General features: G+C 61.5%; 14 protein-coding genes. 7 read left to right on the plus strand and 7 right to left on the minus strand.

What is annotated here, in order from left to right; genetic code table 11:
* Nucleotides 1-88: 88 nt before the first annotated feature.
* The 6 genes from VGG64_29045 to trpB all read right to left on the minus strand — a co-directional run bounded on the left by VGG64_29045 (nucleotide 89) and on the right by trpB (nucleotide 7,169).
* Nucleotides 89-790: a hypothetical protein gene (locus tag VGG64_29045; GenBank protein HEY1603684.1), complete on the minus strand. Its 702-nt coding sequence runs from the start codon at nucleotides 788-790 to the stop codon at nucleotides 89-91.
* 367 nt (nucleotides 791-1,157) lie between these two features.
* Complete coding sequence (locus VGG64_29050; GenBank protein ID HEY1603685.1) at nucleotides 1,158-3,413, minus strand: alpha-amylase/4-alpha-glucanotransferase domain-containing protein; 2,256 nt, start codon at nucleotides 3,411-3,413, stop codon at nucleotides 1,158-1,160.
* Between the two features lie 93 nt (nucleotides 3,414-3,506).
* Nucleotides 3,507-4,016: a tetratricopeptide repeat protein gene (locus tag VGG64_29055; GenBank protein ID HEY1603686.1), complete on the minus strand. Its 510-nt coding sequence runs from the start codon at nucleotides 4,014-4,016 to the stop codon at nucleotides 3,507-3,509.
* Between the two features lie 85 nt (nucleotides 4,017-4,101).
* The gene (locus VGG64_29060) at nucleotides 4,102-4,650 is read right to left on the minus strand and encodes a hypothetical protein (protein HEY1603687.1); all 549 of its coding nucleotides are present in this window, start codon (nucleotides 4,648-4,650) and stop codon (nucleotides 4,102-4,104) included.
* Nucleotides 4,651-4,925: 275 nt separating this feature from the next.
* Entirely contained in the window at nucleotides 4,926-5,729 is an 804-nt protein-coding gene (trpA, locus tag VGG64_29065; GenBank protein HEY1603688.1) for a tryptophan synthase subunit alpha, read from the minus strand.
* 192 nt (nucleotides 5,730-5,921) lie between these two features.
* A complete protein-coding gene (gene trpB, locus VGG64_29070) occupies nucleotides 5,922-7,169 on the minus strand; it encodes a tryptophan synthase subunit beta (GenBank protein ID HEY1603689.1) in 1,248 nt (415 codons plus the stop codon).
* 549 nt (nucleotides 7,170-7,718) lie between these two features.
* Here trpB and VGG64_29075 point away from each other — a divergent pair.
* The 6 genes from VGG64_29075 (at nucleotide 7,719) to glnD (ending at nucleotide 14,975) form a co-directional block, all read left to right on the plus strand.
* Nucleotides 7,719-7,994, plus strand: a complete 276-nt coding sequence (locus tag VGG64_29075) for a hypothetical protein (protein HEY1603690.1) — start codon at nucleotides 7,719-7,721, stop codon at nucleotides 7,992-7,994.
* 254 nt (nucleotides 7,995-8,248) lie between these two features.
* Nucleotides 8,249-9,232, plus strand: a complete 984-nt coding sequence (locus VGG64_29080) for an MBL fold metallo-hydrolase (GenBank protein ID HEY1603691.1) — start codon at nucleotides 8,249-8,251, stop codon at nucleotides 9,230-9,232.
* 142 nt (nucleotides 9,233-9,374) lie between these two features.
* A complete protein-coding gene (locus VGG64_29085; GenBank protein ID HEY1603692.1) occupies nucleotides 9,375-9,923 on the plus strand; it encodes a cob(I)yrinic acid a,c-diamide adenosyltransferase in 549 nt (182 codons plus the stop codon).
* A 377-nt stretch (nucleotides 9,924-10,300) separates the two neighbouring features.
* Nucleotides 10,301-11,818: an ammonium transporter gene (locus tag VGG64_29090; GenBank protein ID HEY1603693.1), complete on the plus strand. Its 1,518-nt coding sequence runs from the start codon at nucleotides 10,301-10,303 to the stop codon at nucleotides 11,816-11,818.
* Between the two features lie 96 nt (nucleotides 11,819-11,914).
* Nucleotides 11,915-12,253, plus strand: a complete 339-nt coding sequence (locus VGG64_29095) for a P-II family nitrogen regulator (GenBank protein HEY1603694.1) — start codon at nucleotides 11,915-11,917, stop codon at nucleotides 12,251-12,253.
* A gap of 55 nt (nucleotides 12,254-12,308) precedes the next feature.
* Nucleotides 12,309-14,975 (plus strand): [protein-PII] uridylyltransferase, encoded by a 2,667-nt coding sequence (glnD, locus tag VGG64_29100; GenBank protein ID HEY1603695.1) that lies wholly within the window; start codon nucleotides 12,309-12,311, stop codon nucleotides 14,973-14,975.
* Between the two features lie 45 nt (nucleotides 14,976-15,020).
* Here glnD and mutM read toward each other — a convergent pair whose 3' ends face one another.
* Complete coding sequence (gene mutM / locus VGG64_29105; GenBank protein ID HEY1603696.1) at nucleotides 15,021-15,899, minus strand: bifunctional DNA-formamidopyrimidine glycosylase/DNA-(apurinic or apyrimidinic site) lyase; 879 nt, start codon at nucleotides 15,897-15,899, stop codon at nucleotides 15,021-15,023.
* A 215-nt stretch (nucleotides 15,900-16,114) separates the two neighbouring features.
* Between mutM and VGG64_29110 the strand changes: the two genes are divergently transcribed.
* Nucleotides 16,115-17,194, plus strand: coding sequence for a biopolymer transporter Tol (locus tag VGG64_29110; protein HEY1603697.1), 1,080 nt, complete (start codon nucleotides 16,115-16,117; stop codon nucleotides 17,192-17,194).
* Nucleotides 17,195-17,232: the final 38 nt, after the last annotated feature.

Here is a 17,232-nt window from a genome sequence, read left to right on the forward strand (position 1 = left end):
GCCGCTTCGCCTTCTCAACTGCCCTGGTACCTATTCTCTGGCCAGCCCCGACACCGATCTCGCCAGCTATACTGGCGTGTGCTGATCGTTAGGCGCCTGGGAAGCGGCCGCCGCCGGCGGGGAAATCGAACTTGGCGCCCTGCATCTTTTCGAACTGTGCCTTTTGCTCGGCCGTCAGAATCGCCAGCGCCTTTTCGTTGCGCTCTTTTTGCATGGCCTGGAAGCGTTCACGCATGGCTTCGCGATCGCCGCCCCCGGCACCGCCACCACCACCGGCGCCACCCTGGCCGCGGCCCTGGCGTGAGTCGGCCACCATGGTCTCGACCTTCTTTTTCTGCTCGTCGGTCAATTTTAACGCCGTGGCGACTTCGGCGTCTTGAATGGCACCAAAAGCGCCGCGCCGCTGGATGGTCAGCTGGTTGAGCCGTTCTTTCTGCGAGGCGTCGAGCAGGGCGTCCACCTTGCCGCGCAGCTCTTTAACCTTCTTTTCGGCATCGCCGCGCAGCTCTTGCATCTTCTCGCGACGCTCTTCCGGCGACAGATCCTGCAGGCCGGAGAAGATTTCCTGCATCTCAGACATCGCTTCGGTCGCGGCGTCGCGGACCTTGGTCGTTTGATCAACGCTCAGCTTCAGTTCTTTCTGGACCGCTTCCTGATTCAACAGCGTCAAGGTATCCATGCCGGGGATGCCCATGCCGCCACGGCCGCCGCCACCTCCACGCCGTTGCTGTTGCGCATTTGCCGAACTGACAATAGCCACGGCACCGATCAACGCCACTACGGCGACCATAGACCTACGACGGAAAAGCATGAGTTGGCTCCTTGAAAGCATGTGGGCAGTGAAACGTGTGAAATCCACCCCGGATTCGATCGAAATCAGTTTCTTGTGGTCGGTAGCTTGCGGGCCCCGATCCGTGTTTCTCACCTAGGTTTCAGCTCGGTCAACTTTCCATCGACCGGACACAAAGAGCGGAGCGAAGGCGCAACAAGGGAACACCGCGCTGAATTAAACCCCGGCCGTCCGGCATTGTTTCACATCCCCCAGGGAAATGCCAGAAACCTTCCTTGGAGAATGACTTCGGACGATGCTCGCCAGTGCCACGATGTACAGATTTCGAGGCCGCCAACGGCAAAACACCCGCGGATTGCGACTGCTGTTACCCCTCGTACACGCGTCGCTGGGGCGTGGCGATGATCGATTTCGGGGCCGGCTGGGCGTGCGGGCCATCTACCACATACTGGGTCGATTGCCTTACTGACGACTCTCTCGCGACCCCGGGCTCCTTTTTCGCGGGAGGGGCTGCGGCAATGGCCTCGCCTGGTGTCGTTCGCGTCGCGGCCGGAGACGTGACGATTGCGAGTTGCAGGTCGACACTCCATCGTCCGGCTGCGTCGCCGACGACGATCCAGTGGGGGAATACCGCCACGGATTGCTGGATGGTCTCCAGCCCGCGCTGCGATCGGCTGACCGATTGAATCGGAAAGGCCCAGATTCCTCCGACTTCGGAAGCCGACAGCCCGATATCGACGCCGAGCCAGCGATCGACCAGCCGCAACGAGCCGACACCGCTGAGATCGAGTCGGTGGCCCAGATCGGCCAGCACGCGTCCCTGAGAGTCGACAAAGTATCGATCGGGGCAAGCAGGCGGCAGCCCGGCAAAGTTGAATTCGACCGCAAACCGGCAAGGTCGTCCGGGGGGCAAACCCGTGAGCTCGTAATGGATGTCGACGACCGAGCGGTCGGCCCACAGGGTCAATTGCTTGGTGACGGTAACAGGCTGGCCGAAGGCGCGGCCCGTGCGTGCCAGTTGTGCACAGACGCCCCCCTGAATGCGGCGCAGTCGCGCGCGGTAGCGCCCAGCGAGGAAGTCGCCTTGCTCGGTCGCCGCGCAGGCGGCCACTTGGTCGAGCGTGCAGCGGACGTCAAAAAAATGGTCCAGCAGGCTTTTTCGAGCATAGCTGTCGTAAATCAGGTGGGCGTTTTCCGCAGCGCTTGCCAGGGTGGCTGTCTGGCGATGATAGGGCTCGGGCCGTCGCGTCAAGGAGGCCAGCAGATTCGCGCCCACGTCGCGCACGTCTAACTCATACAACTGTCCGCCACGGTCGGGTGCCAGAAAGAGGCCGAGCTTTCCGCTCGTGAGCGACAGCTCTTTGTGCACATCCAGATTAAAGTCGTCAATCGTGGCCGACAGCCACGGCTCGGTGCGTCCGGCGACGATATCTAACAGCGACTCGGCTGCGAGCAGGTTTCGGTACACGGCCTGGCGCAAATGGGGCGAATAAACGCCGCCGAAGATCCCATGCCAATAAGCGCAGCCGCATTGCGCGCGATAGAGCGCCTGCCGTGCCTGTTCAATGAGCGGGTGACTGTCGTCGGCGTCTTCCGCCACGGCTGCCTGGGCGCGCTTGCTCACTTGCAGCATGCGGCAATACATCTCGTCGATCTCGGGGTAGCGGACGCGAAAATTGCGCCAGGTGCCTGCCAGCGGGATTGCCGAAATGTCGGATGTATCCGGTGAAATGCTCGTCGATTCCGCCGGGGAGTGCTGGACGTTCTTGGCCAACGTCGACCAAGGCCCCATCTCGCGGTAACTCCCCTCGGGCACGTACACTTTGCCCAGCGGCGGTACGTGGTCGATGCACTCGCCGAGCGTGGTGACTTGCAGCCAGTCGGAATTCGCGGCCAAAGCATCGAGAAAGCGGCGCAGCCAGCGACTGTTTTGCATCCGCTCGCGCATGCCGGGCCACGCGCCGAACTTTTCGGCGTCGTCGGCATAGACCAAGACACCGCCTGGATGGCGACGCGCTTCGTCTCGCAAGTATGCGATCGTTTCTTCTGGCTCGGCAAACGGTATCAGATAGCGTAAACGCTCTTCGCCGGCGAACAGCGCGATCAGCCCACCTTCGGATTCGGTCAGGTAGTAGCCGCGCAATTGGTCGTCGGCCAGTCCGGCCGCATGGAAATGAAAATCGTCGAGCACGGTATGTTCGATGTCGCAGGCCGCCAGGTCGGCCGCCAATGCCGGATCCCAGATGCGCTCTGGCATCCACATGCCGCGCGGCACCTGTCCAAAAAGCTGGCCGAGGCGCCGAGAGAATGAGTTGATCTGCCCGCGGCGATCGGCCTGCGAGAGCATCGGCAGCAGCGGGTCGTGATAGGCGCCCCCCATGATCTCGATGCGGCCCGCGGCGGCCAACTCGCGCAGCCGATGCGTGTATTCCGGATGCCGCCCGGCGAGCCAATCCAGCAGCGACCCGCTCGTGTGCAAATTAACCGGCAGCGTCGGGTAGTCGGCCAGCGTCTCGACCAGCGGCAGATAGCAGTCGCGATAGACGCCTTCGGTGACCTGATCCAAGTTCCCAACCGGTTGATGCTGGTGCAGCGCAAGCACCAGGCGGAGGCGATCGTTCATAGTAGAAATCCGTTTCGCTGGGGCGGGATTTGGCACACCGCTCGTCACGTGGCGATCCTATCGCACGGAACGGCAAACCACCAAGAGCAGTCGCTAGCGTGCGTCGGTGGCGGCTAGCTGGGCGGATCGCATCATTTTAAGAGCGGCCGTCGCCACTGCGCAATCGGGGAACTCGCCGATAGCACGCTCGTAGCATGCCAGGGCTTTGTCTCCTTCGCCCATCTGGCTGTAGCAGAACGCGATATTGCAAAGTGCCATCTCGCGATAGCTCGTGGCACTCGCGCTACCGACGAGCAGGCAGCGCCAGCGGTCTGCCCAAGGGTGCCGACGCATGAACTCGTAGGACGCTTCGAAGCACGGGACGGCGTCAGCAAATTGCTGCTGGCGAACGAGGACGATCCCGCGTCGATGGTCGTTCACCAGCAGGCGACGCATGAACCGATAATACACCAGGCAACAGGCCGCCCCGATCATCACGCCAAGGCTCGGGTCGCGATCCTTGAACAGAGCCGAGCCCAGCAGGGCAGCGCCAATGACGATGGCGATCTGAACGATCGCGGCGCCCCAGGATATCGAACGTACTACCGGCGTACTTGCGGCCATCTGCGCTCGACTCGAATGGGCTCAAAACTACGCGTGTTCGAACTCCCTTCGATTCGATCACAAATGCATTTGCATCGCAAACGGCTCAATCGATCAGCCACGGCCCAGGTCGTTCTTCGTTTCCTTCGACCGGGTCGCGGCGTTCCCATTCGCGGCGTAATTCGCTCAGGCCATAGGCGCACAGTTCGAACTCATGGCTCAGACGCTCCAACACTTCGCTTTCGTCCCGATTCTTGTCCGTGCGGATGGTACTGGCGATGTAATACGCACGTTTCCCCTGTTCGCGATAGTCGAGCAAGTGATCGACGCGTTGCTCGCACTCTAACCGGCGGATGAATTCGGGATAGACGCCGGTCCAGAAGAGGGTGAAATCGCCAATGTGCCGATGCACTTCGCGGCGGGCGTCGCCGACGCGGGCTTCGCCTTCCAGCAGCATGGCGGCCACTTCTTCCAGCCGGCGGCCGCTGAGACTGCGAACGTTGTAGATCGCGTCGGTGTGAACAAAGCGGGCCATCATGCCGGACAGATAGTCCACCAGCGGTGGATCGGCCACACCGAGCCGAGTCTGAAAGACATACTCGGCCAAGCCGGAGAAGAACTGGTAAAGCGTCGGCTGCGAGCGGCTGCGGTCCATTCCTCGCTCTCCTGGAGCTTAGGGGCGTCCGCCGATCACCTCGGGCAAGTCAATCTACTTGTCGCACTGGGGCGATCGCGGCGCCGCCAATTCAATTATTCTCCGAGATTCGCCAGATTCCAGCGGAAATCTACGCAGGCCCGCGCCAAATGGTCAAGGCGAGCTTATTTATCGAGCGAACCCTTGGCGCCCCGGGGGTGTCGGCAGCGACCGTCAACGAGGGCGTTGCGGCGTGGAATGGCCGAAGACGGACCAGTGGATAACAGGCAGAAACGCTACGAGCCCAGCGCATCCACAAGCTCGGCCACATAATTGCCGATCTCGGCCAGCACCTGGTCGCGTGGGCGGGCGCCGGCTTCGGCCACGCGACGGACGACCGCCGAGCCGACGATCAGTCCATCCGCCACGGGGGCCAGAGTGCGGACATGCTCGGGAGTGCTAATGCCAAACCCGACGCAGATGGGCAAATCGGTCTCACCACGCAGCCAGCGCAGGTTATCGATCAGCTCTTGCGGCAGAGCGGTTCGCTCGCCGGTGATGCCGGTTACCGAGACGTAATACAGAAAGCCGGTCGAAGTGGCCGCAATCCGCAAAGTCCGCTCGCGGGGTGTGGTGGGGGCGACCAGTTGTACCAGGCTGAAGTCCTCGCCGCGGCAGATCCGCGACAACTCTTCCGACTCGTCGGCCGGCAGATCGGGGACGATCATGCCAGACATGCCGGCTTGCTTGGCGTCGCGCACATACGCGGCCGGACCGTGCCGCAGCACGATGGCGTAGCTGACCATGCTGGCGACCGGCGCGGACAATTGCGGCTGCGCCTTGCGCACGGTGTCGAAGATTTGGGCCAGCTTGACGTGCCGTTCCAGAGCGCGCGTATACGAGGCCTGGATCACCGGACCGTCGGCAATCGGATCGCTATAAGGGATTCCCAGCTCGCACAGGTTGGCCCCCCGGCGCATTATTTCGGCCAGCACCAAGGCGGTGAACTCCAGGTCGGGATCGCCGGCCGTCACGAATGGCATGAAGGCCTTGCGCCCTTGGGCGCGGAGCGCGCGGAAAACGTCGTCAATCGCGGACATCAATGCTCCGGTTCAGGTCAGGCTTGGTGTATCTAACTTTCAATTCGATCTAAGTGTCCGCAGAGAGTACAAACTTGGGTGCCATGTCCACGCTTGCGTGGACATGCCGTCGGTCTCGCTTACAGTCCGCATGCCCACGCGGTGCGTGGGCATGGCACCCGAACTCTGGCTCGGGCAGGCTTGGCATTTCAATCAGGCGATCGTTTCGCCACGTAGCCGAGCGATCTCGAAGGCGTCTTTGTCTCCGCGGCCGGATAGGCATACGACCACGGCTTCGGTCTTGGGGCGCTTGCGGGCCTCTTCCATACCTTTGGCCACCGCGTGCGAACTTTCCAGCGCGGGAAGGATCCCTTCGCTGCGCGCGAGCGCGTCGAACGCCGTCAGGGCTTCGTCGTCGCGGGCAAACGTGTAGCGGGCTCGGCCCGAATCTTTCCAATAACTGTGCTCGGGGCCGACGCCTGGGTAGTCGAGCCCCGCCGAGATCGAATGGACGTCGCTGGTCTGGCCATCTTCGTCCTGCATGACATAGCTGTAACTGCCGTGCAGCACGCCGGGCGAACCAAACGACAAGGGGGCCGCGTGATCGCCCGCTTTGACAGAGCGGCCGCCGGCCTCAACGCCCAGCAGTTCGACGTTCCTGTGTTCGACAAACGGATAGAACATGCCGGCCGAGTTGCTGCCGCCGCCGACGCAGGCCACCACCAGGTTGGGCAGCCGGCCGAGTTGCGCTTGGCACTGCTCGATCGTCTCACGGCCGATCACGGATTGGAAGTCGCGCACGATCACTGGGAACGGATGCGGACCCACGACCGATCCAAGGATGTAGTGGGTCGTCTCGACCGTGCTCATCCAGTTACGCATCGCTTCGTTGATGGCGTCGCGGAGCGTCCGCGAGCCGCTGGTGACCGGCCGCACTTCGGCTCCCATCATCCGCATGTTGAAGACGTTGAGCTTCTGACGGCGAATGTCTTCTTCGCCCATGTAGACGACGCAGTCCAAGCCGAAGCGCGCGCATGCCGTGGCCGTGGCGACGCCGTGCTGCCCGGCGCCGGTCTCGGCGATGACATGCTTCTTACCCATCCGCAAAGTGAGTAGCGCCTGGCCGAGCGTGTTGTTGATCTTGTGGGCGCCGGTGTGGTTAAGGTCTTCGCGCTTCAGATAAATCTGCGCGCCACCGCACCGCTCGCTGAGCTGCCGGGCGTGGTACAGCGGCGAAGGGCGGCCCACGTAGTTCTTGAAAAGATCGGCCAGCTCGGCCGCGAACTGGGGGTCGCGCTTGGCTTCGTCGTAGGCCACGGCCAACTCTTCCAACGCCCGCATCAAAGTCTCGGGCACATAACGTCCGCCGAAGGCACCGAAACGCCCGACCGCATCGGGCACATGGCTCGAAGCCGGTGTATTTACGGCGGGCTTGCCACCGGTAGGAGTCGTAGCTGGCATAAAAAGTCCTTATCGCTAGCGCGCAAGTCGCCCAGGTAGCGGGCCGCCCTGGCGCGCAGAAAAGTCGATTGTCAGCCGGGCAGGGCAGGGGGTCAAGGGTGGGGATTTGGCCGAAGCCAGGCGAGATTTTTCACGGGCCAGTATGTTGACGGGTGGATTGAAGATGCCGGTTCGTCAATATGTTCCACGACTACCTCAAGCGTGCGTGTTCCGCGATCGGCTAAACGTCGCGCAGGATGACCCTTGTCGAATAAATATGTGCAAGACAGACACGGCAAAGTCGAAGTGGTTCGGGTGCGTGACCCTGGCGCGTAGTCTCGCCTTAGACCGGCCATTAATGGGAGGTAGCACTTGATGGAAGTCGATCTGTGCTGTCGCGCTTTCTCGTGAACGGGAACGTAACTCTCAATGCTGTATGCGGTATCTACTGGAACGTGCGAGTTCCGAATTTCGGCGCGACTACTACGCGCAGCATGCGCGACAACGTCGCGATACTATAATCAGGGATCGAGGATACTGTTCGCTGATTATCCGGAAGGGATTCGCATCATGTTCGAATTAGACGCCATAATTTGGCAGGTCGAATGGACGGTCATTGGTGTGCCCGTCGTGGATGTCGAAGAGTTTGGATATCGCAAAACGTTGTTACGCATAGTTTCTAGCCGTGATGAAGCTATCGCAATTGCTCAGCAAGTTCTCCACAGAGCTGAAGCTGGAGTATCCATAACTCCGTTGCGAAAGACCGGTCCCTGCGCCTGGGAACCATGTGGCGAGGCGGAAATATTACAGACCGACATCTATCAAGCTACGGAATCTGATACCTAGTTATTTCGGCGCCATTCGACCTCACTTCGCGCCATCGTTCTAATCCGCGCAACAGGTCCAGCCGCCTTGCGTTCAGGCTGGTTTCCATGGCGCGCAAACTCGCTCAGCGTCATGCCGGAATCACTGGCCGTTGCAATCCGCGGCGTTATCTCACCGCACAAATGCCCTGCCGTCGTTTTGCCAACGTGTCGTACAATTGCGCAGGCCCATTGCCGTCTGACGTTGCACCGTTGTCAATTTCTTGAGGCCGCACGATGCTCACGCTTCAGCCTGTCGATCAGTTGGTCGTTGACATTGCCATCGATAATCTTACGGATAGCTACTCCAGCAAGCCGGCCAACGTGTCGCCGGAGTTTGATAATGTGATCGCGGCCGGCGCGACAGAGATTTCCGGCACGACATTGTGTTGCGCTCAACTGGGGCTGGCGCTCGTGATGACGGCGACTGTGGGGAAGCATCGCCGCAAACTCTTGTTCGACACCGGGCCCGAAGGGGCCATTTTCTTGCGCAATTGCCGGAACCTGGGCATTACGCTCGACGAAGTGGCGGCCATCGCCATTTCGCACGGCCATTGGGATCATACGGGCGGGATGCTCGACGTGCTCGATCAAATCACGCGCAACCAGCGCGGCAAGGAAGTGGAATGTCATGTGAACCCGGGCATGTTTCTCGAACGGGGCACGCGGCTCGATACCGGAAAAGTCGCCCCGTTCGCGAAAGTTGCTTCGCTCGACGAACTGGCGGCGCACGGGGCGCGGCTGGTCAATTTGCCCGCCGAGCGCGAAATGTTCGACGGCTGGTTCTATCTCAGCGGAGAGATTCCGCGCGTGTCGAGCTTCGAGAAAGGGCGGCCTGACCATTTGTGTCGCACTTCGGCCGCGAGTCCCTGGCAGCCCGACCCGCTGATCATGGACGAGCGCTACCTGGCCGTACACGTAAAAAACAAGGGGCTGCTGATTTTCAGCTCTTGCTCGCACGCGGGCATCGTAAACGTGCTCTTGAACGTGCGCGAAAAGTTCGCCCATATTCCTCTGTACGGCGTACTGGGGGGATTTCATCTGGCCGGCAAAGGAATGGAACCGTTGATCCCCGAGACGGTCGCCGAGTTGAAGCAGTTCGAGTTGCAGCAGATCATGCCGGCCCATTGCACGGGCTGGCGCGCGGTACACGCCTTGCTGAACGAATTCGGCGAAGACGTCGTCACACCGTCGGCCGTCGGTAGTCGCTTTACGTTTTAGCGACGCCGGGCTCTGGGGCAGCTCGCTACGGCGAAGCTGCGCTTGCTTACCGCGCGACCTCGGCGCTACAATCGGCGCACATGCCCGCAAGGGCGAGTTTCCACGGCGGCCATCGGTCGCAGGTCACCAGGGCTCGATCGCTATGAAGATCTATACCAAGACGGGCGATACCGGTGACACGGGGCTATTCGGCGGACCGCGCGTGCGCAAAGACGCTCCGCGGATCGAAGCCTATGGCACGGTGGATGAATTGAACGCCGTGCTGGGGATGGCGCGGGCCGATGCGTTGACCTCGGATGTGGATTTGCTGTTGGCCCGCGTCCAGAACGAGCTGTTTGATCTGGGGGCCGAATTGGCCACTCCTGACCCGCAAGCTCATCAGATGGTTACGTTGGGCGCGACGCACATTACGGCGTTGGAAGCCGCCATTGATCGCCACGAGGTGGGGCTTGCGCCGCTCAAGCAATTTATCTTGCCGGGGGGCAGCCAGGGGGCAGCTCTTTTGCATTTGGCGCGAACGGTCTGTCGCCGGGCCGAACGCCGCGTGATTACACTGTCGGCCAGCGAGTCGGTGGCGCCGACGCTGGTCGTGTACCTGAATCGGCTGAGTGACCTGTTGTTCGTGTTGGCTCGCTCAGTGAACCAATCCGCCGGTCGCGGCGATGTGCCCTGGCAGAAATCTCCTTCTTGATTGCGATGCCGCGGGCGTATTCACGCAGGGTAGGGACGTGCCACAATGGCGCGGCTGACCACTCTTGCCACGAACCGCTTTACTACTTCTGTGCGCCTCGGTTACGTTGTTGTCGCGGGATTAACGTCATTCAAGGTGATCCACGAGAAACGTTCGCAGGGGATTGGCTGTCGCGCGGCTATCGCGCGGTGGGCGACTACGACAATCAGCAGAACCATCGCTAAGCGGGCGACTGGGGCCGCGCGGGATGTTCGCTCGACAGTAGCCCGCGACGATTCGGCTATGGCTGGATGCGACTGGATGGATGCTCAGGCGGCGGTTCGGACCGGTGATTTTCACGGTCCGACGGGAGTCTCATATTCAAGGGAGGGCTTCGCGTGTTAGCGATTTATCAAAAAATATTGTTCGTGGGCGCATGCACGCTGTGTATTGGCTGGGTCACGACCGCGTGGGCGCAACCGGCCGAGACGGCCGAAGGAGCGACCGAAGCTACGCCGGCTGCCAGCGAAGGCCCCGCAATTATCGACGACACTCCGGAAAGCTCGCATGTCGAGCCGGCGCCGCAGCCCATCGACAAAGGCGACCATGCCTGGATGCTGGTCTCGTCGGCGCTGGTGTTGATGATGACGGGGCCGGGGCTGGCGCTGTTTTATTGCGGATTGGTGCGCAAAAAGAATGTGCTGAGCGTGATGATGCAGTGCATCTTCATGATGGGATTGATGACCGTCATTTGGGCGCTGTGGGGTTATTCGTTGAGCTTTGGCGGCACGCCGGGCGAGGCCTCTTACAGCCCCTGGATCGGCAATACGGATTTCCTGTTCATGCGCAACGTACAACCGTTCGAAAAAGATGGGGCCATTGTCTATCCCATCGAGGGGACCATTCCGCGACTGACGCACATGCTGTTCCAAGGCATGTTCTTCATCATCACTCCGGCGCTGATTTGCGGCGCGTTTGCCGAGCGCATGAAATTCAGCACGATGGTTGTGTTCATGGTCTTGTGGGGCACGTTGGTCTACTGCCCACTCTGTCATTGGGTGTGGGACGGCGGGCTATTGGCCTGGGATATTCCGGGTGGCCACAAAGCCGATGGAGCCTGGTTCGGGGCGCTCGATTTTGCCGGCGGCACGGTAGTGCATATCAGTTCGGGAATCTCGGCGCTCGTGTGCGCGCTGGTCATGGGACGACGGCTGGGATTCGGCACCGAACCGATGCCTCCCCACAATTTGACGTACACGACCACCGGCGCCGCACTGTTGTGGGTCGGCTGGTTTGGGTTCAATGCCGGCAGTGCCCTAGCGGCCACCGAGCAAGCGGCCAGCGCGTTTGTCGCCACCCACTTTGCGGCAGCCGCCGGGGGATTGGCGTGGGCCGGCATGGAATGGATCACGCGCGGCAAGCCAAGCGTGTTGGGAATGTGCTCGGGGCTCGTGGCCGGCCTGGTTTGCATCACGCCGGCGTCCGGCTTCGTCTTGCCGATGCCCGCCTTGGCCATGGGCGCGGCCGCCGGAGTGGTCTGCTTTCTGGCCTGCACCACCCTCAAGACCCGACTGGGTTACGATGATTCGCTCGACGCTTTCGGCGTACATGGCGTGGGAGGAACGCTGGGGGCGCTTTTGACGGGAATCTTTGCGACCCGGATCGTGGGTGGGGGCAACGTCTCGCTGGGGCTGCTCGAAGAGATGCAGAAGGGAGAGCAGGCCTGGTCGCTCGACATCGCCGGTATCGGGGCCCAGGCGGCCGCCGTGGGCGTGACCTGGGTCGTCGCCGCCGTCGCAACGTTTGTCATCCTAAAGGTGCTCGACGTGGTGATGGGATTGCGGGTTTCGCAACGGGAGGAGATCCAGGGATTGGACCTCAGCCAGCACGGCGAGGAAGGCTACATATTCATTTGATTTTGTCACGGACGATTCAATACTTTCTTTAGCGGACGTCGCGCGCGGCGGAATTCTTGTTCCGCCGCGCCGGCTGCCGATATCAGGAGTTGACCGATGAAGAAGATCGAGGCCATCGTTCGGCATTTCAAGCTCGAGGACGTGAAGAACGCCCTCAGCGCCGAAGGGATTCAGGGCATGACCATTTCCGAGGTCCGGGGCTTTGGGCGCCAGAAGGGGCACACGGAAATGTATCGCGGGCAGGAGTACACCGTCGATTTCGTGCCCAAGGTGAAAATCGAAATCGTTGTCCCCAGCGAAGGAGTGCGTCGCGCCATCGACACGATCATGCGCGCGGCACAGACGGGCCAGATCGGCGACGGCAAGATTTTTGTCGTGAGTCTCGACGAGACCATTCGCATTCGCACCGGCGAAACCGGCGAAGAAGCAGTTTGACCGCGTCCGCAATCGACCGCGACGTTCCCACGATTGGTAGAGAAACACACCTACGATGACGAGTGCTCCGCAATTGCGTTCCAACATACTCGTAGCCAAGCAGCACTTGAGCGAGGGGCGAGAAAAGCTTCGGCAACGGCACGCGCGCGGCGCCTTGGGCGCGCAGATCAGCGCCGCGATGGCCGATCTATTCGACACGATCGTTCTCGAACTCTACGAAGCGGCGCTCGCGGACCTGGGGGAGACCGGGCCAAACGGCCTGGCCACGGAAGTTGCCTTGGTTCCCCACGGCGGCTACGGGCGCCGGGACGTCGCGCCATTCTCGGACGTCGACCTGATGATCTTGCACACGCGGGCTGCCACGCAGCGCGTGACCGGCCTCGCCGAGCGGCTGGTGCGCGACGTGTTCGACGTGGGCTTGCACCTCGGCCAGAGCGTCCGCACGGCACGCGATGCGTGCAGCCTGGCCACGCAGGACGCCACGATTTGCACTTCACTCGTCGAGTCGCGTTACCTGGCGGGCAGCGTCGGGTTGTTTACGCAGTTCGCGCATCGCTTCGAGCGGCAAACGCGCCGCCGCGCGCGACGTTTGATCGGCGAGATCGACCAAGCACGCCGCGAAGAGCGAGCACAGTATGGCGAAACGGTCTACCTGCTCGAGCCGAACATCAAACGCTCGCAGGGGGGGCTGCGCGAGATCCAATTGCTGCGCTGGGTAGGCTTCGCACGCTACGGCGTGGCCGATCCCGACGGTCTCAGGCTGGCGGGTGCTCTGGCGCGGCCCGATTACGACCTCATCCGGCGCGCCAGCGAGTACTTGCTGCGGTTGCGCAACGAGATGCACTTTCACGCGGGCAAGTCCAGCGACGTGCTGGACCGGGCCGAACAGATGCGGCTGGCGCAAGTCTACGGATTCGAGGGCAAGGCTGGTCTGCTGCCCGTCGAGCAGTTCATGAAGGAGTACTTCCTCATGACCAAGGGAGCCAGCCACATTGTGTCGCGATTTGTCACCACCGCGCGCTCGGCGCCGGCCTGGCTGGAAGTATTTAGTCCCCTGTACAGCCATCGTTTCGAGCGCGACTTCCGCGTGAGCCGCAACTATGTGGCGGTGAATCCGCGCAGCATGGAAACGGTGCGAGGCGACCTGGCGCAGATATTGCGATTGGCCGACGTGGCAAATCGCTATGACAAACGGATAGCGCATGCCACGAGCGAAGCGATTCGGGCTACGATCCCCCAGGTGCCCAGCGACGTGACACCCGTCGTGGCGCGGCATTTTCTCTCGCTGATGGATCATCCTGCGCGCTTGGGCGAGCTGCTGCGAAATCTGCACGAGATGGGGGCGCTTGAGAAAATCATTCCGGCGTTCGAGCACGCCCGCTCGCTGCTGCAATTCAACGAATACCACAAGTACACCGTCGACGAGCATTGCCTGCGGGCCGTGGAAGCCGCCACGAACTTGTTGACGGATAATGGACCGTTGGGGCGCGTGTATCGCCGGATCAAGCGAAAATGGTTGTTGCACCTGGCTCTGCTGCTGCACGACCTGGGCAAGGGGTTCCCCGAGGACCACAGCGACATCGGCCGCGACATCGCCGAGCAGACCGGCCATCGATTGGGCCTGTCCGACGCCGATACAGAGACGCTGAAGTTCCTAGTGCACAAGCATCTGCAGATGGCCCACCTGGCCTTCCGCCGCGACACGAGTGATCCGCAGTTGATCGTCAAATTCGCCGTCGAGGTGGGCTCGCCCGAGGTGTTGCAGATGTTGTTCGTGTTGACGGCATCGGACTTTGTGGCCGTGGGGCCGGGAGTGCTCAACGGCTGGAAAGTGCAAGTGCTGACGGGCTTGTACCGAGCGACTATGAGCCATCTGGCCGAAGATGCGCCGGCTTTACGTAATGAAGATCTCTTGCGGCAGCGTCGCGAAGAAATGCTCACCCGCCTTCCTGCCAGCGAAGACCGTACCTGGTGGCAACAACAGTTAACAGCGCTACCGGCGCCGTATTTAGACAAGACCGGTATCGACCAGATCATCGAGGACCTGACGCATTTGCATCGCTTGTCGCGCGGCGATGTCGCGGTGCAAACCCGCTATTTGCCCGAAGCCAACACGATCGAATATCGAGTTGGAACTTACGACGAAATCACACCCGGCGTGTTTCACAAGTTGTGCGGAGCGCTGGCGAGCCAGGGCTTGCAAATTCTGTCGGCCGAAATCAACACGCTGGCCCATGGTCTGGTGTTCGATCGCTTCTGGGTTCATGACCCCGATTTTGCAGGTGAACCGCCTCCTTCGCGCGTCAGTCAGGTGGAGCGTGCCATCGAAGAGTCATTGAAGGCCGGTCAGGACAAACGCCCAGCCTTCCGACGCGTGTGGCGCTCGGGCCGCGACCGCAGTCCGGCCAGTTTGAATCCGCTGCCGACGCAGGTCCGCATCGACAATAGCACGTCAGATCGATTTACCGTTGTCGAATTCTTCGCCGCCGATCGCATGGGCTTGCTTTATACAATCACGCAGACCCTGTTCGAGCTCGGGCTGTCCATCTCAGTGGCCAAAATCGGCACGTACCTTGATCAGGTCGTCGACGTTTTTTACGTGACCGATTGCAATGGCAACAAGGTCGACAACGATGGCCGCATCGAGGAGGTCCGCGGACGACTTCTGGCGGCCGTCGAGGAGCTTGAAAAGCAGGAAGCGGGCCACGCCCGCGCGCTGTGACGTTCCTCTCGCCATTGACTCGCCCGGTCGGCGCGTCGATGCCTGTCAGCGGCGAGCGCGACGCACAGACGCCGATGCGGGTTGCTTCGGCTGGCAGCTGGGGCAAAAGAATGTCGATCGTTGGGCCTGTACCACCCGCACGATCGTTTGGCCACAGCCCGTGCAAGGCTTGCCATCGCGATCGTACACGCGGTGATGGTTTTGAAACCCTCCTTCCTTATTGAGCGCGTTGCGATAGGTACCGTCGGACAAAGTCGATCCCTCGTGGCGAATCGCGGCGTCCAGCACAGCCAGCATGCAATCGTGAATCTGTTGCCATTCGTCACGCCGCAATCGATCGCACCGTCGCGCGGGGTGAATCGAGGCCCGATGCAGGATTTCCGACGCGTATAGGTTGCCGATTCCGGCCACGGCGCGCTGATCCAGGAGGGCCACCTTGATCGGGCGCCGGCTATGGAACAATTGCTCGCGCAGCGCGTCGCAAGTGATGCTGAGCGCGTCGACCCCCAACCGCTCGGGGCCGTACAACGCGTCGAGCTCGGCCGGATTTACCACGCGTACCAGGCCCAGCCCGCGACGATCCCAGTACATCAGCTCTTGCCGCTGGCTGTTCTTGCGGCCTTCGAGATGTATGCGCAAACGCAGATGTTCGCGCGAGGGCGGGTCCGCCAGCAGCACCAGGCCGGTCATGCGCGGCTCGAAGACCAGCGAGCAGCCGTCGTCCAGCCGCACGACCACACGCTTTCCGAGCCGGTCGACAGCCGTGACCGTGCGGCCGACTAAGCGGCGGCGAAACGACGCACCCGCCGGCGTCATCTGAATGGGCCGCGCCCGCAGCCGGCAACGCTCGACCTCGATGATGCGGCTACCGATCGTGGCCACGATGCCGCGACGCATGGTTTCGACTTCGGGTAGCTCGGGCATGAATGCTCCTGCGGCGTTTGCCCATCGTGCGGTGCAGCGGCGTGTTGGGCTGGAAAGTAGGGGAATTGTAGCGCATGGCTTTGCAGCGGGACAGGCGGCTACCTGTCAGCGAGAGGCGGGCAGCCTATAATCAATCATTCGTTCGGCAAAAATGGCGCGTCAAAGTGCGCCGGCATAGCAGCGACCAGGTTGCGACACTTCATCAGGAGCTTGCTTTGAGACGAAACTTGGCAATCAGCATTCATACCGTGGTCGTGACCACATCGGCGATTCTGTTGACCTGTCTGGTCGGCTTGCGATCTGTCGCGGCCGAGGAATCGATCGAAGAAAAGTATCTCAGTCACGTACGACAGGTGACCGATGGCTTCGTAAAGGCGGGGGAAGGATACTTTTCGCCGGATGGCCGCGAGATCGTCTATCAGGCGGTGCCGAAGGACTATCCCTTCTACCAGATCTATACACAGCCGCTGGGCGGGGGATTTTCGCGCCGCGTGAGCACGGGCCGTGGCCGCACGACCTGCGCCAACTTCTCACCAGATGGCAAGAAGCTGATCTTCGCTTCCAGCCATCTCGATCCGCAGCTTGATGCGACCGAGGAAGCCGAACGCGATCAGCAGGCGGACGATGCCAAGACGGGCCGCCGCCGCCGTTACGAATGGAACTTCGATCCGCACATGGATATTTTCGAGTCGGATCTGGATGGCAGCAACCTTCGCCGCCTTACCGATACGCCGGGCTATGACGCTGAGGGGGCGTTTTCGCCCGACGGCCGGCAAATCGCCTTTTGCAGTACGCGCGACGGCGACCCCGACATTTACGTGATGAATGCCGACGGGTCCAACGTTCGCCAACTTACCAACTCGCCTGGCTATGATGGCGGGCCATTTATTTCGCCCGACGGCAAGTGGGTTGTATTCCGCAGTGACCGAGACAAGGAAGGGTTCTTGCAGATCTATGTCATTGGCATTGACGGGACGCACGAGACGCCGCTGACGACAAATCCCAATTCCGTGAATTGGGCGCCGTACTGGCACCCCAGCGAGCCGTACATCATTTGGACAGGCGCAGACCACAGCGATCCGCAGGCGCGACCCAACTACGATTTATGGCTGATGCGTTTCGAACGCAAGGACGGGTTGATCCTGCCCGGGCCGATCACGCGCGTGACCGATAATCCTACGGCCGATGTGTTACCGGTGTTTTCGCCAGATGGCAAGCGGTTGATGTGGACTTCGAACCGCACGGCGGATCATGCCAGCCAGCTATACATCGGCGATTTCCAACTGCCGAAGTAGCAGCGAGCCGGCCGTATTTTTCGCGTGCCGCGCGTCGG

The sequence above is a fragment of the Pirellulales bacterium genome (genome assembly GCA_036490175.1).
Taxonomy (GTDB): domain Bacteria; phylum Planctomycetota; class Planctomycetia; order Pirellulales; family JACPPG01; genus JACPPG01.